Origin of the sequence: Haloechinothrix aidingensis, assembly GCF_013450155.1 — a bacterium.
GTDB classification, from domain to species: Bacteria; Actinomycetota; Actinomycetes; order Mycobacteriales; family Pseudonocardiaceae; genus Haloechinothrix; species Haloechinothrix aidingensis.
Window position 1 is genome coordinate 1 of the sequence record NZ_JACCKD010000006.1, and the last position, 13,537, is coordinate 13,537.

Annotated in this window: 10 protein-coding genes; 6 read left to right on the top strand and 4 right to left on the bottom strand. The window is 69.6% G+C overall.

What is annotated here, in order from left to right; translation table 11 throughout:
- Window positions 1-174: 174 nt before the first annotated feature.
- Genes H0B56_RS16045 through H0B56_RS16055 form a run of 3 tightly spaced genes read left to right on the top strand, consistent with a single transcriptional unit; the run spans window position 175 to window position 4,503 of the window.
- On the top strand, window positions 175-1,032 hold the full coding sequence (locus H0B56_RS16045; RefSeq protein WP_180893904.1) for a GNAT family N-acetyltransferase: 858 nt from the start codon (window positions 175-177) through the stop codon (window positions 1,030-1,032).
- 37 nt (window positions 1,033-1,069) lie between these two features.
- A complete protein-coding gene (locus H0B56_RS16050; protein ID WP_180893905.1) occupies window positions 1,070-4,048 on the top strand; it encodes a bifunctional [glutamine synthetase] adenylyltransferase/[glutamine synthetase]-adenylyl-L-tyrosine phosphorylase in 2,979 nt (992 codons plus the stop codon).
- A 38-nt stretch (window positions 4,049-4,086) separates the two neighbouring features.
- Window positions 4,087-4,503, top strand: coding sequence for a thioesterase family protein (locus H0B56_RS16055; protein ID WP_180893906.1), 417 nt, complete (start codon window positions 4,087-4,089; stop codon window positions 4,501-4,503).
- 85 nt (window positions 4,504-4,588) lie between these two features.
- Here H0B56_RS16055 and glnA read toward each other — a convergent pair whose 3' ends face one another.
- Window positions 4,589-6,013, bottom strand: coding sequence for a type I glutamate--ammonia ligase (glnA, locus tag H0B56_RS16060; protein WP_180893907.1), 1,425 nt, complete (start codon window positions 6,011-6,013; stop codon window positions 4,589-4,591).
- Window positions 6,014-6,288: 275 nt separating this feature from the next.
- Here glnA and H0B56_RS16065 point away from each other — a divergent pair, with 275 nt between their 5' ends.
- Window positions 6,289-6,792: an RDD family protein gene (locus H0B56_RS16065; protein WP_180893908.1), complete on the top strand. Its 504-nt coding sequence runs from the start codon at window positions 6,289-6,291 to the stop codon at window positions 6,790-6,792.
- A 48-nt stretch (window positions 6,793-6,840) separates the two neighbouring features.
- Here the strand turns inward: H0B56_RS16065 and H0B56_RS16070 are convergent, their stop codons facing one another.
- Window positions 6,841-7,569 (bottom strand): DUF4191 domain-containing protein, encoded by a 729-nt coding sequence (locus tag H0B56_RS16070; protein WP_180893909.1) that lies wholly within the window; start codon window positions 7,567-7,569, stop codon window positions 6,841-6,843.
- Between the two features lie 204 nt (window positions 7,570-7,773).
- On the opposite strand from H0B56_RS16070, the gene H0B56_RS16075 reads away from it, so the two are divergent.
- Entirely contained in the window at window positions 7,774-9,906 is a 2,133-nt protein-coding gene (locus tag H0B56_RS16075; protein ID WP_180893910.1) for a UvrD-helicase domain-containing protein, read from the top strand.
- A gap of 586 nt (window positions 9,907-10,492) precedes the next feature.
- Complete coding sequence (locus H0B56_RS16080) at window positions 10,493-10,813, top strand: WhiB family transcriptional regulator (protein WP_180893911.1); 321 nt, start codon at window positions 10,493-10,495, stop codon at window positions 10,811-10,813.
- Window positions 10,814-11,025: 212 nt separating this feature from the next.
- Here the strand turns inward: H0B56_RS16080 and H0B56_RS16085 are convergent, their stop codons facing one another.
- Both H0B56_RS16085 and H0B56_RS16090 read right to left on the bottom strand, forming a co-directional pair.
- Window positions 11,026-12,000 carry a hypothetical protein gene (locus tag H0B56_RS16085; RefSeq protein ID WP_180893912.1) on the bottom strand — a complete coding sequence of 325 codons (975 nt, stop codon included), beginning with the start codon at window positions 11,998-12,000 and terminating at the stop codon, window positions 11,026-11,028.
- A gap of 145 nt (window positions 12,001-12,145) precedes the next feature.
- Complete coding sequence (locus tag H0B56_RS16090; protein WP_180893913.1) at window positions 12,146-13,498, bottom strand: AarF/UbiB family protein; 1,353 nt, start codon at window positions 13,496-13,498, stop codon at window positions 12,146-12,148.
- Between the last annotated feature and the right edge of the window lie 39 nt (window positions 13,499-13,537).

Sequence of the window (13,537 nt, forward strand, 5' to 3'; positions counted from 1 at the left end):
GCCTGCCAGCGCCGATGGTACTGCACCCGACAGGCGTGCGGGAGAGTAGGACACCGCCGGCCACCAAACCTAGAAGCCGGGCCCCGTGTGGGGCCCGGCTTTTTACGTGCGGCGGGGCGTGCGCGGAAGCAATTCCGTGGACAGCGATCGTGGCGTGCGGGAACAGTGCCGACCATGGACGTCACGATGCAGCCGGATCCGGTCGAGTTCTGGCGACGTGCCGGTGCCCTGTTCGAAGCCGATCCCGTACGGCACACGGTGGCCCTGACCGCGCTCCGGGATGTGGTGAACGGCCGGCGAAAGATGCCCGAGCGGCCGCTACTGGTGACGATCACCGAAGGCGGTGCCGTCCGTGGTGCGGCGGTTCGCGCGCCACCGCGCCCGCTTGTCGTCAGCGGTGTACCCGCTGGTGGTGCCGGTGCACTCGCGCGGTTCCTGCGTGATCAGGGGGTTGATCCGAACGGGGTCAGCGGCCCCCGCGATGCGGCCGACGCCGTCGCCTCGTCATGGACCGCGGTGAGCGGACGGCCCGCCGAACTCGTCATGAACATGCGGCTGTACAGGTTGACGCGACTGCGTGAGCCCGAGGTGGCTGGCAGGCTGGAGGTTGCTGACGAGCGGAGCGTGCCGCTGCTCGCGCGGTACCGGGCCGCGTTCGCGGCCGAAGCCACGCCACACGCCCCCACTGAGGATGCGCGGACCATTGTCGGGGAGTCGATCAGGTCGGGAAATGTGCATGGCATCTGGCGACGCGACGGCGTACCCCGTGCCTGTGCGGTGGCGAGCCGGCCGGTGAGCGGGATGTCGCGGATCAGCGCCGTGTACACGCCGTGGAGCGAGCGGGGCCACGGGTACGGATCGGCCGTCACGGCGGGGCTCGCCAGGTGGTGCCTGGATCACGGCGTCGACAACGTCGTGCTGTTCACCGACATGTCCAACCCGACATCGAACTCCATCTACCGCCGGATCGGCTTCGTGGCGTACGGCGACGCCGTGGAGTACACCTTCGCGCGGTGTGACGCGGTTACCTGAGCGGCACCACCGTCTCGGCCGTACTACGCTGGCCAGGGTGATTCCGCGCGACAGACATGGCCAGACACCGGTGCGGTTCGGCCTGACCGACGATCGTGCGGAGCAGCGATTGGTCGCGGCCGGCCTGTGGCTCGAGAACGGTCCCGCGCCGGGAAGCGAACCGGTCCTGACAGCGCTGGCCAAGACAGCCGACCCGGATGTCGCGCTGATCGGACTCGACCGGCTGCGAGAAGCCGATGAGCAGGCCTGGGAGACGATCAGGCAGGCGCTGCACGACAACCCGCCGTTGCGGGGCAGGCTGCTTGCGATTCTCGGCGGATCCACGGCGCTGGCCGATCACGTAGTGAGCACCCCGGACGAATGGCGTCGTCTGGCCCATTCGCGCGAGGCGTCGACGGCGGACTACACCGCGGAGCTGCTGGCCGCGGTGCGCTCCGGTGATGCGTACCTGACCGGTAAGGACGCCGTGCGCGCGCTCCGCAGCGCCTACCGCGGCGTGCTGATGGAGATCGCGGCCGACGACCTCGGACACCTGGTGGAGTACGAGCTCGTCGAGCTGCCCTACAGCGAGGTGACGTCGCGCCTGACGGCACTGGCGGAGGCCGCGCTGCGTACCGGGCTCGCCCTGGCATGGCAGGACTGCGACAGCCGGCAGGACGAGGCGGAGGAGCCGACGCGGCTGGCCGTGATCGCCATGGGCAAGTGCGGTGGTCGCGAGCTCAACTACGTCAGCGACGTCGACGTGGTGTTCGTGTGCGAGGGAGACACGTCGCTGGCCGGCCGGGTCGCAAGCGAGATGATGCGCATCGTCGGGGCGTCGTGCTTCCAGGTCGACGCCGCCCTGCGGCCGGAAGGCAAGGCAGGCGCTCTGGTGCGCACGCTGGACGGGCACGCGAACTACTACCGGAAATGGGCCCGCACCTGGGAGTTCCAGGCGTTGCTCAAGGCGCGCCCCGTGGCGGGCGACGAGGAGCTGGGTGCGCGGTACGTGGACGTGGTCGCCCCGATGGTGTGGATGGCGGCCGAACGCGACAACTTCGTCGCCGACGTGCAGAAGATGCGCGCGCGTGTCGAGGAGCACGTGCCGAACGAGATCGCCGAGCGTGAGCTCAAGCTCGGCAGGGGTGGGTTGCGCGACGTCGAGTTCGCCGTGCAGCTGCTGCAGCTCGTGCACGGCAGGGTCGACCCCGAGCTGCGCTCACCATCCACGATGGAGGCTCTCGATGCGCTCGGGCAGGGCGGCTACGTCGCGCGTTCCGACGTAGCCGAGCTGGAGGCGTCCTACGAGTTCCTCCGTATGGTCGAGCACCGGCTCCAGCTGCGTAAGCTGCGGCGCACGCACCTGTTCCCGGAAGCCTCCTCCACAGAGGAGCTGCGGTGGCTCGCCCGAGCGTGCGGTGCCGTGCCGCGGCGAGGCAGGACGGCGGGGGAGGTGCTGCTCGCCGAGTACCGGAGCAAGATCAAGGCGGTACGGCACCTGCACGAGAAGCTGTTCTACCGGCCGTTGCTGGACGCGGTGGCGAAGGTTCCCGCGGACGAGCTGCAGCTGACCACGGAGCAGGCGACGAGCAGGCTGGCCGCGCTCGGCTACGCGGCACCGGACGGGGCTCTGCGGCATATCAAGGCCCTGACCTCCGGGGTGTCGCGCCGCGCTGCCATCCAAAACACCCTGCTTCCGGTGCTGCTGGATCTGCTCGCCGACACACCCGACCCGGATGGGGGGCTGCTCGCCTACCGGAAAGTGTCCGAGGCACTGGCCGAGACGCCCTGGTACTTGCGGGTGCTGCGAGACGAGGGTGCTGTGGTGGAGAACCTCGCCAGGCTGCTCGGCACATCGAAGTTCGTGCCGTCCTTGCTTGTCCGCGCTCCGGAAGTGCTGCAGCAGCTCGGCAACACCACGGCACTCGCGGACAGGGACCCCGCCGATGTGGCCGTGGCACTGCGCCAAGCTGTCGGGCGCTACCGGTCGCTGCGCCCGGCCATCGCGACCGCCCGCGCGCTGCGGCGTCACGAGATGCTCCGCGTCGCGTGCGCCGACCTGCTGGGAGCGCTGGACGTACCCGGGGCGTGCCGGGCGCTGTCGAGTGTGTGGGCGGCGGTGCTCGAAGCCACCCTGGATGTCGCGCAACGGGAGAACGCCGAGCGGCCGCTCGCGCGGATCGCGGTGATCGGCATGGGCCGGTTGGGCGGCGGCGAGCTCGGATACGGCTCGGACGCCGATGTGCTGTTCGTGTGCGAACCGCACGAGGGGGTCAGCGACGCCGAGGCCGTGCGCTATGCCGGCGGGATAGCCAGCACGGTGAGCAGGCTGCTCGGCGCGCCGAGTCAGGACCCCCCGCTCAAGGTCGACGCCGACCTGCGCCCGGAGGGACGCAACGGGCCGCTGGTGCGCACGCTCGAGTCGTACCGCGCGTACTACGCGCGCTGGGGCGAGGTCTGGGAAGCGCAGGCATTGCTGCGGGCATGCCCGGTCGCGGGCGACGCCGAGCTCGGCGAGCGGTTCGTGGAGATGATCGACCCCATCAGGTACCCGGAGGGCGGGATCGGGGCCTCGGCTGTGCGTGAGATCCGGCGCATCAAGGCACGGGTGGACACCGAGCGCATGCCACGGGGATCCGACGCGTGGTCGCATGCCAAGCTCGGCCCCGGGGGCCTCGGCGACGTGGAATGGACGGTGCAGCTGTTGCAGCTGCGCCACGCGCACCGGTACCCGAGCGTGCGCACGGTCGGCACGTTGGAGGCACTGGAGGCGTTCAGGGAGGTGGGGATCGTCGACGACGAGGACGCGGAGACCCTGTCCGAAGCCTGGCTGACCGCGACGAAGGCACGGAACGCGGCGACGCTCGTGCGCGGGAAGCCGGTCGACTCCATCCCCACATCGGGCAAGGAGCTGGCGGCCGTGGCGAGCGTGTTCGGGCACGCGGTCACCGACGACCCGGGCGAGTTCCTTGACCGGTACCGGCGGGTCACCCGGCGTGCCCGCGCGGCCGTCGAGCGGGTGTTCCACGCGGAGTGACCGGCAGGGCGAGTGACGGGGTCGCTTACAGTGAACCGGTGACCGATCAGGACAGCTTCAGCACCAGAATCAAAGTCCGGCACTACGAGCTGGACACCCTTGGCCACCTCAACCATTCCGTGTATCACCTGTACGCGGAGGTCGCGCGCCTGGAGTGGTTCGAACACGCAGGCGGCGGCGGGAACGGCCTGCGCGACGCAGGCGCCGCACCCGTGCTGCTGGAATCGAACATCCGGTTCCGCCGGGAGCTGCGCGCCGGTGACGAGGTCGACGTCAGCTGCGACGTGACCTTCGGTGAGGGTAAGACGTTCCGGATGAACAGTGACATCCGCAAGATCGACGGCACGCTGGCCGCCGAGATCACGTGCACGATCGGCGTGATGGACCTGACGCTGCGCAAGCTGGTCGCCGATCCGCGCGGTGTGCTGGAACAGGCCGGGCTGGCCGTGCCGTAGCAACCCGTCCCCGGGCGTGAGCCGGAGGACCCCTCCGGTACCGCACAGGTACCCGAGGAGTCCTCCGGCTCACCTCAATCCGGGATCACACGTCGTAGTACATCGAGAACTCGTAGGGGTGCGGGCGAACCCGCATCGGGTCGATCTCCTGCTCGCGCTTGAACGCGATCCAGGCCTCGATGACGTCCGGCGTGAACACGTCGCCGTCGAGCAGGAACTCGTGGTCGCGCTCGAGGTTGTCCAGCACGCTGTTCAGGTCGCCCGGCACCTGCGCGACGTCGGCCTGCTCCTCGGGCGGCAGCTCGTAGAGGTCCTTGTCGATCGGCTCCGGCGGCTCGATCTTGTTGCGCACACCGTCGATGCCTGCCATCAGCATCGCGGCGAAGGCCAGGTACGGGTTACCGGAGGAGTCCGGGCAGCGGAACTCGATGCGCTTGGCCTTCGGGCTGTCGCCGGTGATCGGGATGCGCACGCATGCCGAGCGGTTGCGCTGCGAGTACACCAGGCTGACCGGGGCCTCGAAGCCCGGCACCAGGCGGCGGTAGGAGTTGATCGTCGGGTTGGTGAACGCCAGCAGGCTAGGGGCATGCGTGAGGATGCCGCCGATGTAGTGGCGCGCCGTGTCGGACAGGCCCGCGTAGCCGGACTCGTCGTGGAACAGCGGCACGCCGTCCTTCCACAGGGACTGGTGGCAGTGCATGCCGGAGCCGTTGTCACCGAAGAGCGGCTTCGGCATGAAGGTGGCCGACTTGCCGTCCTCCCAGGCCGTGTTCTTCACGATGTACTTGAACAGCTGCAGGTCGTCGCCGGCGTGCAGCAGGGTGTTGAACTTGTAGTTGATCTCGGCCTGGCCCGCGGTACCGACCTCGTGGTGCGCGCGCTCGACCGTCAGCCCGGCCTCCTCGAGCTTGAGGCTGATCTTGTCACGCAGGTCGGCGTAGTGGTCGACCGGCGGGACGGGGAAGTAGCCACCCTTGAAGCGGGTCTTGTAACCGCGGTTGCCGCCTTCCTCGTCGCGGCCGGTGTTCCACCAGCCCTCGATCGAGTCGATCTCGTGGAACGACGCGTTCTCCGAGTGGGAGAAACGCACCGAGTCGAAGACGTAGAACTCGGCTTCCGGGCCGAAGAAGGCGAGGTCGGCGAGGCCGGACTCGGCGATGTAGTCCTCGGCCTTCTTCGCGATGTTGCGCGGGTCACGGCTGTAGGGCTCGCGCGTGAACGGGTCGTGCACGAAGAAGTTCATCATCAGCGTCTTCTCCGTGCGGAACGGGTCGAGACGCGCGGTGTACGGGTCGGGCAGCAGCAGCATGTCCGACTCGTGGATCTCCTGGAACCCGCGCACCGAGGAGCCGTCGAAGGCGAGGCCGTTGGTGAAGGTCTCGTTGTCGAAGGAGGAGGCAGGCACGGTGAAGTGCTGCATGACGCCGGGCAGGTCACAGAACCGGACGTCGATGAACTTCACTCCCTCGTCGGAGATGAAGCTCAGGAGGTCTTCTGGGGACTTGAACACGCTTGTTCGCTCCTTAAGTCTTGCTGTGCATGTGTGGCCGACAGCGGCGGTCCGACCGGCGGGCGCTTGCACCCCGCGTGTGCCAATCCGAGTACCGACGCTAAGCGGGCGGTGTTGCCCCACCGTCACTCGTATGTTTCGCCGGTGTTAACGATTCGCTGCGGGGTGTCCATGCTGGGAAATCCATGCTATGCGCTCCGCCACGTTCCGGCAGCGCCAGCGGCACCGGGGCGGCTGGCGGCACGGGGCGGCCGGGCACCACTTATGCTGGGTATGTGGCTAGATGGACAGGTACGTGGTTGTCCGGGCCGGGGACGCTACCCGGCGCTGCCGGCGGCACCGGCCCACGCTGGCCCGGCGAGCGTCTCGGCCTGCCCGAGCGGGGCGTCGGTGCGGTGGCCGGTGGTGGCAGGCGGGTCGCCGGGCTGCTGCTCGACTGGCTCGCTGCGGGGCTGATCGCCTCGCTGTTCGTGCCGCCGCCGCTCTATGACGTCGCCGCTGCGCAGGCGCAGACCGTCGGGTACGAGTACCAGGTGGCCGCGGTACTGCTCTGGTTCGTGCTCACGGTCCCGTCCGCAGCGTTGTTCGGGTTCACACCCGGTATGGCCGCCGCGGGGATCCGGGTGGGCAGGCTGGACGGTGCGAGCAGGGTCGGTGCCTGGCGAGCCGTCGTGCGGTGGGCGCTGACGTTCCTGTTGATCCCCCCGGCTATCCGCAACGTCGACGGCCGGGGATTGCACGACCGGACCACCGACACCGTGGTCGTACGGATGCGCTGAATGACGCTTTCAGTCCGTCTCGTGGACTGAAAGCGTCATTCAGCGCACCTACTTGCGGCGCATCGTGCGTTGGACGTTGCGCATCTTCGCGCCTGCCGGTTGCGGTCCCTTCGGCATCGCGGCGCGGTTGTTACCCAGGGCAGCCAGCTTCGCCTCCAGGGCATCCACCTGCTTGCCCTTCAGGTTCCGCGGCAGTTTCATCAGCCTGCGCTGCAGCTTGCGCAGCGGCACCTGCCCCTCGTCGTTACCGATGACGAAGTCGTAGATGGGTACGTCGCCGACGAGGCGCGAGATGCGCTTCTTCTCCTGCGCGAGCAGGTTCTTCACCCGGTGCGGCGAGCCTTCGGCGACGAGGATGACCCCCGGCCCGCCGAGCACCCGGTGCACGGCGTCGAGCTGGGTGGTGGCGGCGACCGTGTGGGTGACACGCCACTTGCCGCGCAGGTTGTCCAGGGCCCATGCCGCTGCGCCCGGTTGGCCGTCGGCCTTGGCGTATACGGTGCGTTGCACGCGGCGGCCGAACACGATCATGGCGGCCATTACGCCGGTGAGGATGCCGAGCGGCAACATCAGCCAGGGCGCGCCGGTAAGGAAGCCGAGCCCGGCGACGACACCGCCCACGACCAGGAACGTTCCGAGCATCCACGGGATGAGCGCCTTGTCCTCCTTGCGCTGCATCGTGAACGCCTGGATGATCTGGCTGAACTTCTGCTTGCGCGCCGCTCGCTTCGCGCTCTTGGCTTGCTTCTTCGCTGCTTTGTCCTGACCGGCCGCCATAGAACCCAGGATACGGCGGCCGGTGCGCCTCATCGGCTGTCGGGGTGCTTTGGGAGGATGTGCCGGTGCGCAGGCGCACGCTGGTCGCGGGCGCGGCCCGCCCCCGATTCGATCGTCGGGCCACACCGTGCTCACGGAGCGCGCTGAGGCGACCACGACGCGGCGCCGCGCGAGACGGCAACAGGCACACGAGGGTGGAGCGGCGTGAACGACCGGGACGGTGACGGCGGCCCCCTGAGCGGGCTCGACCCCGAGCAGCGGGCGGCTGCGACCGCTCCCCGGGGTCCGGTGTGCGTGCTGGCGGGTGCCGGCACGGGTAAGACACGCACGATCACGCACCGGATCGCCTATCTCGTCCGGCAGGGCCACGTCAGCGCGGGCCAGGTGCTTGCCGTGACCTTTACCGCGCGTGCGGCGGGGGAGTTGCGCAACCGGCTCCGGCATCTCGGTGTCGAGGGCGCGCAGGCGCGGACCTTCCACGCGGCGGCGCTGAAGCAGCTGCGCTACTTCTGGCCCCGGGTGGTCGGTGAGGAGCCGTGGGAGCTGCTTGACGGCAAGCTGAAGCTGGTCGGGCAGGCTGCGCACCGGGTCGGAGTGTCCACCGAGCGTGACGTGCTTCGCGACGTGGCCTCGGAGATCGAGTGGTCGAAGGCATCGCTGGTCGGTGTGGAGGACTACGCGGCTGTGACGGCTCGCCTGCGCAGGGACCTTCCGGCCCCCGCTGCCAAGATCGGCGAGGTGTACGCGGCCTACGAGGAGTTGAAGAGCAGCAGGCGGTTGCTGGACTTCGACGACCTGTTGCTGCACACCACGGCGGCGATCGAGCAGCACAGGGCGGTGGCCGAGGAGTTCCGGCAGCGATACCGGTGCTTCGTCGTCGACGAGTACCAGGACGTGACGCCCCTTCAGCAGCGCCTGCTCGAGGCGTGGCTCGGTGGTCGTGACGACATCACCGTGGTCGGTGATGCCAACCAGACGATCTACTCCTTCGGTGGTGCCTCGCCCCAGCCGCTGCTCGAGTTCACGCGCAGGTACCCGGATGCCACGGTCGTGCGGCTCGAGCGCGACTACCGCTCGACGCCCCAGGTGGTGTCGCTGGCCAACAGCGTGATCGCCGGTGCGCGAGCGCGCCCGGCCGCTGCACGGTTGCGGTTGGTCGGGCAGCGACCGGCCGGACCGGAACCGGTGTTCAACGAGTTCGACGACGAGCCGGCCGAGGCCGATGCGGTCGCGCGCCGGATCCGCGAGCTGGTCGACAGTGGAGTTCCTGCCAGCGAGATCGCCGTACTGTACCGCGTCAACGCCCAGTCGGAGTCCTACGAGCGGGCGCTGGCCGACGTCGCGGTGCCGTACGTGATCCGTGGGGGTGAGCGGTTCTTCTCGCGGCGTGAGGTGCGTGCGGCGCTGACGGCGCTACGGTCTGCCGCAGGCGAGGACTCCGGCCACGCGGCCGGTGCCGGCTCGCCTGCCGATGTGGCAGGCGCGGTGCGCGCCGTCCTCGAGCCACTCGGCTTGACCGCGGAGCCTCCGCAGGGCACCACGGCCAGGGAACGGTGGGACGCACTTGCCGCGCTCGCGGACCTCGCGAGGGACTTCGCCGCCTCGGCGAGCGAGCCGTCGCTCGGTGGTTTCGTCACCGAGCTGGAGCACCGGGCTTCGGCACAGCACCCACCGACCGTCGAGGGCGTCACGCTCACCTCGTTGCACGCGGCCAAGGGACTGGAATGGGACGCCGTGTTCCTCGTGGGGCTGACCGAGGGCACGATGCCCATCCAGCACGCGGACGGCTCCGACTCGGCGATCGAGGAGGAACGGCGCCTGCTCTATGTAGGGCTCACCCGTGCGCGCGAGCATCTGTGGCTGTCGTGGTCGCTGGCGCGGAACCAGGGAGGGCGGCGCAGCAGGCGGCGCAGCCGGTTCCTGCGCGGTGTCGCACCCGATGACCAGCCCGGTCCCGGGGCCGACGGCCGTACCAAGGGCAGGAACGGGCGCGCGAAGGCGAGCTGCCGGGTCTGTGGTTCGCGACTGGCCGAGCGTGCCGAGGTATCGGCAGGTAGGTGTGCGCAATGTCCATCCGATGTGGATGAAGAGTTGCTCGCACGGTTGAAGGAGTGGCGCGGCAGACGTGCTCGGGAGCTGAGCGTGCCTGCCTATGTGGTATTCACCGACGCCACGTTGATCGCGATAGCCGAGCAGCGCCCGGCCGACGACCGCGGTCTGGTGGCGATCCCCGGCATCGGCGCGACCAAGCTCGAACGGTTCGGGGCCGACGTTCTCGGACTGGTGCGAGGCGACGGTGCCGCCACGACATCTACGACCCCGGCCACGCACGACTGATCGCTGAAGGAAAACATCCTGCGGGCACCGGATCCGGAAAAATAGGTTGCCGTCCCCCACGTGCCGCGGATAACCTGCGGTTGTCGGGTTGAACGCCCGTACGACAAGATCGCTCTGCGGTTGGCACGTGTGCCGGGAACGGCTGTGGTGCCGACCGGCGGGCAGTCGCCACGAGTGAGATGACGAGGAGGTGGTACGCGATGATGTTGCCCTTCGACCCGCGTATCACCGGCCACATGCGTTCCACGATCCGTCGTGGGCCTGTTGGCGCGCCCGTCACTGGGGAGAGCATCGCGCTCGTGCGTGTGCTTGATCGACTCCACGGCCGCGCCGCTGGGGCGCATGTCGCGGTGGCGCCGATCGTCGCCGCGGGTGACGTGTTCAAGCGTAACCAGCGAGGCCGAGTTGGCGTGACGGAAGTTCCGTTGTCCGTGAATGAGCGATGTCCCTGACAGCGACCAGTCAGGGTGCAGGCTCACAAAGGCCGCGGAACCGTCACACGGTCCGCGGCCTTTTTGCTGTTCGCAGGCCGGAGTCAGCAGCAATCGCCAGCAACTTCCTGACAAGGATTAAGGAGAAAGTAGCCATGTCATCGGCACCCGCATTCGCCCCGTCAGAGGCGTTCGCGATACCCGAGGAACTGGCCGACGAGTGCACGTTGCCGTGCCGAACGGGGGATCCGGACCTGTGGTTCGCCGAGTCGCCGTCCATGCTGCAGCAGGCCAAGCAGCTGTGCGCCGGCTGCCCGGTGCGCGAGGCCTGTCTGGCAGGGGCGATCGAACGTCAGGAACCCTGGGGTGTCTGGGGTGGAGAGATCTTCGATCGTGGGGTCGTGGTCTCGCGCAAGCGAGGTCGTGGTCGGCCTCCCAAGAGCAGCTCCCCGGCGCGGCAGGGGACCGCGGCATGAAAATCGGGAGATCACATGAACCAGATGGATGAACAGGCGGCGATGACCCAATGGCGGGAACGCGTCGCCGAAGGGGGCTTGCTGGCGGCGGCGACCGGTACCCGGCGGGCTCGCGGCCGGCGGCGAGCCGTCCGGTTCTGGAGCGCGCTGGCGGCGTTCGCCACTCGGCGTGCCGAGTCCGCACGGCGGGGCGAGGGTGCTCGGGTAGCGGCTCACGCCGCGTCCGGGCACGACATGGCCGTTGCCGGCACGGCGTACACCCGGGGGCGTGGCCGGTGAGCCGCGGCCAGGAACGCCGAGCAGATCTCGCGCAGGATGTGCGTGCGGCCGGCCGCGTCGTGGGACGCGTGGCGTAGCGACGCGGCCGGGGTGCGCACGACCGTCACCCCGGCGGCGCCGAGGGCGAGGTCGTCCCTCGTCCGGCTGCCGTGCTCGCTGTCGGTGATCAACCAGGCAAGGGCTACCTCGCCCCACCACGCGTGTACGTGGGCGAGCTTGCGGGTGCCGTGTCCGTACACGGTCACGTTCCACATCGGAAGCGGCAGCGGCGCGTCGCGCAGCACCGCTCGGGCGGGGCCGCGCGGGTGCGCCTGTTCGCAGGCAGCGAGCTCGCGCAGCGCGGCCCGTACGGCGGACGAGCCGCGCTGGTTACCCGCGTCGAGCTCGCGGCGCAGCTGCTCAGGTGTGCCCAGACCGGCGTCGGTGACCAGGGTGAGCAGCCGGCGCAGCTCGGCGGCCTCCGGTGTGGTCCGTGCCAGGTCGGTCGCGGCACGCCCCGGAGGGGCGAACGCGAGCCCGCCCGCGACCTGTGGGCGTGGTGGTCGTGAGCTGCGCTCGACGGCGACGAACTCGGTTGCCACCGGCCGCTTGTCCGGGGGAACGATCAGGCGGACCGGACCGGCTGCCGGCACGTCGAGGCCGTGAGCGCGCAGCGCGTCGGCGCCGGTGATGACCGCGCGCGGCCCACCGATGGCGATGGCGGCACGCAGCCGTTGGCGCCGGGTCGGCGGGCCGCTACCCAGCAGGATCACGCCGGGTAACAACCGTAGCCAGGGACCGCCGGGGCGGCAGCGATACGCGATGGTGCTCTTCGGTACACCGAGCTCGCGGAGGGCGGCTGTGGTGGCGACCCCGTCGGGGGCGGCCTGCCGGATCGCGCGCAGGCTGGGACACGTGGATCGAACCATGCGCCGATCGTCGCGCCGCTCGGACGCGCGTGGGGTGCGTTCGCCGATTCTGTGGACAACTGCCCCGGCCAACGGTGACTCGGTCCAGGTATCCGCCCTGTTGTGCACAACCGCCCGTCGCTGACCCGGCCCGGCTCGGGCCGGGTCATGCCTCGGGTGGGAGGAAACCGGGAATCCACCGTTCGGCGATCGCTCGGATGGGGAATTCCGCCTCGAGCTGGCAGAGGATACCGGTGTTACCGGCGGCGGCGCGATGGATCATCAGGTACTCGGCCGGCAGGTTCAGCGACCGCGCGGTCTGAAAGTCCGAGCCGCGCGCGTCACCGACCCGCGTCGCCTGCTTCTGCATCCAGCGGCGGGTGAAGCGGAACGTGGTGCCTGCGAGGGGCTGGCTGAACGGTGCGAGGTAGGCCAGCACGTCGTCGGCCGCGACGTCTGCGTCCGGCCGGACGAACCGGTGCTCGCGCAGGGCGGCCATCAGCTCGGCGGGGCGCGCCTCGAGGGCGAGCCTGGTGATCTCGCCGAGCCCGTAGGGGATGCCGTCCGGCAGCCGCAGGCATGCGCCGAAGTCGATGACGCACAGGCGGTTGTCCTCGGTGATCATGAAGTTGCCCGGATGCGGGTCCGAGTGCATGCGACTGGCCCGGGCGGGAGCGGAGTACAGGAACTCGGTCAGCAACCTGCCTGCCTCGTTGCGCCGCGCCTGCTCGCCATCGGCGATGATCGCCGACAGCGGGGTGCCGGTGACCCACTCGGTGACGATGACCTTAGGCGCGCTCGCGACGACCCGCGGCACCACGAATTCGGGGTCGTCGGCGAACGCGGTGGCGAACGCTCGCTGATGCTCGGCCTCGATACGGTAGTCGAGCTCCTCATCCATGCGGTCGGCGAGCTCGTTCAGCAGTGGCTTCACCTCGGTGCCGGGGACGATGGCCTGGATCAGCCTGCTGAACCGCATGAGCTGTCGCAGGTCACTGCGCAGGGCCTCGTCGGCGCCCGGGTACTGGATCTTCACGGCGACCTCGCGACCGTCGTGCCACACGGCGCGATGAACCTGCCCGATGCTCGCCGCGGCCATCGGTTCCTCGCCGAACTCGGCGAACCGGCGTCGCCAGGATGTGCCGAGCTGCTCGGTCAGCACGCGACGGGCCTGGCGTGTCGACATGGGCGGCGCCGCGGTCTGCAACTTGGTGAGGGCCTCACGGTACGGCGCCGCGTAGGCGTCCGGGATCGCCGCCTCGAACACGCTGAGGACCTGCCCGAACTTCATCGCGCCGCCCTTGAGCGTGCCGAGCACGTCGAACAGCTGCTCGGCGGCGCGGGCGGAGAGCTCGGCGTTGACGTCATCGGAGCTCCGCCCGCCGAGTCGCCGTCCCCAGCCGCTGACGGCACGACCGGCGATCCCCAGAGGCAGACTGGCGAGCTTGGCTGTACGCGCCGCGGAGGTGTGCGGAAGCGTGGACTCGCCTTCCTCGGCACTGTCGTCAGGTTCGGTCACAACCTCGATTCTGCCTTCTCGGCGGCGATGCGCCCAGTA

Excerpts from the sequence above, each read along its gene's own strand:
- H0B56_RS16085 (WP_180893912.1), bottom strand. The coding sequence starts at position 12,000 with ATGGTTCGATCCACGTGTCCCAGCCTGCGCGCGATCCGGCAGGCCGCC.
- H0B56_RS16070 (WP_180893909.1), bottom strand. The coding sequence starts at position 7,569 with ATGGCGGCCGGTCAGGACAAAGCAGCGAAGAAGCAAGCCAAGAGCGCG.
- H0B56_RS16045 (WP_180893904.1), top strand. The coding sequence starts at position 175 with ATGGACGTCACGATGCAGCCGGATCCGGTCGAGTTCTGGCGACGTGCC.
- H0B56_RS16080 (WP_180893911.1), top strand. The coding sequence starts at position 10,493 with ATGTCATCGGCACCCGCATTCGCCCCGTCAGAGGCGTTCGCGATACCC.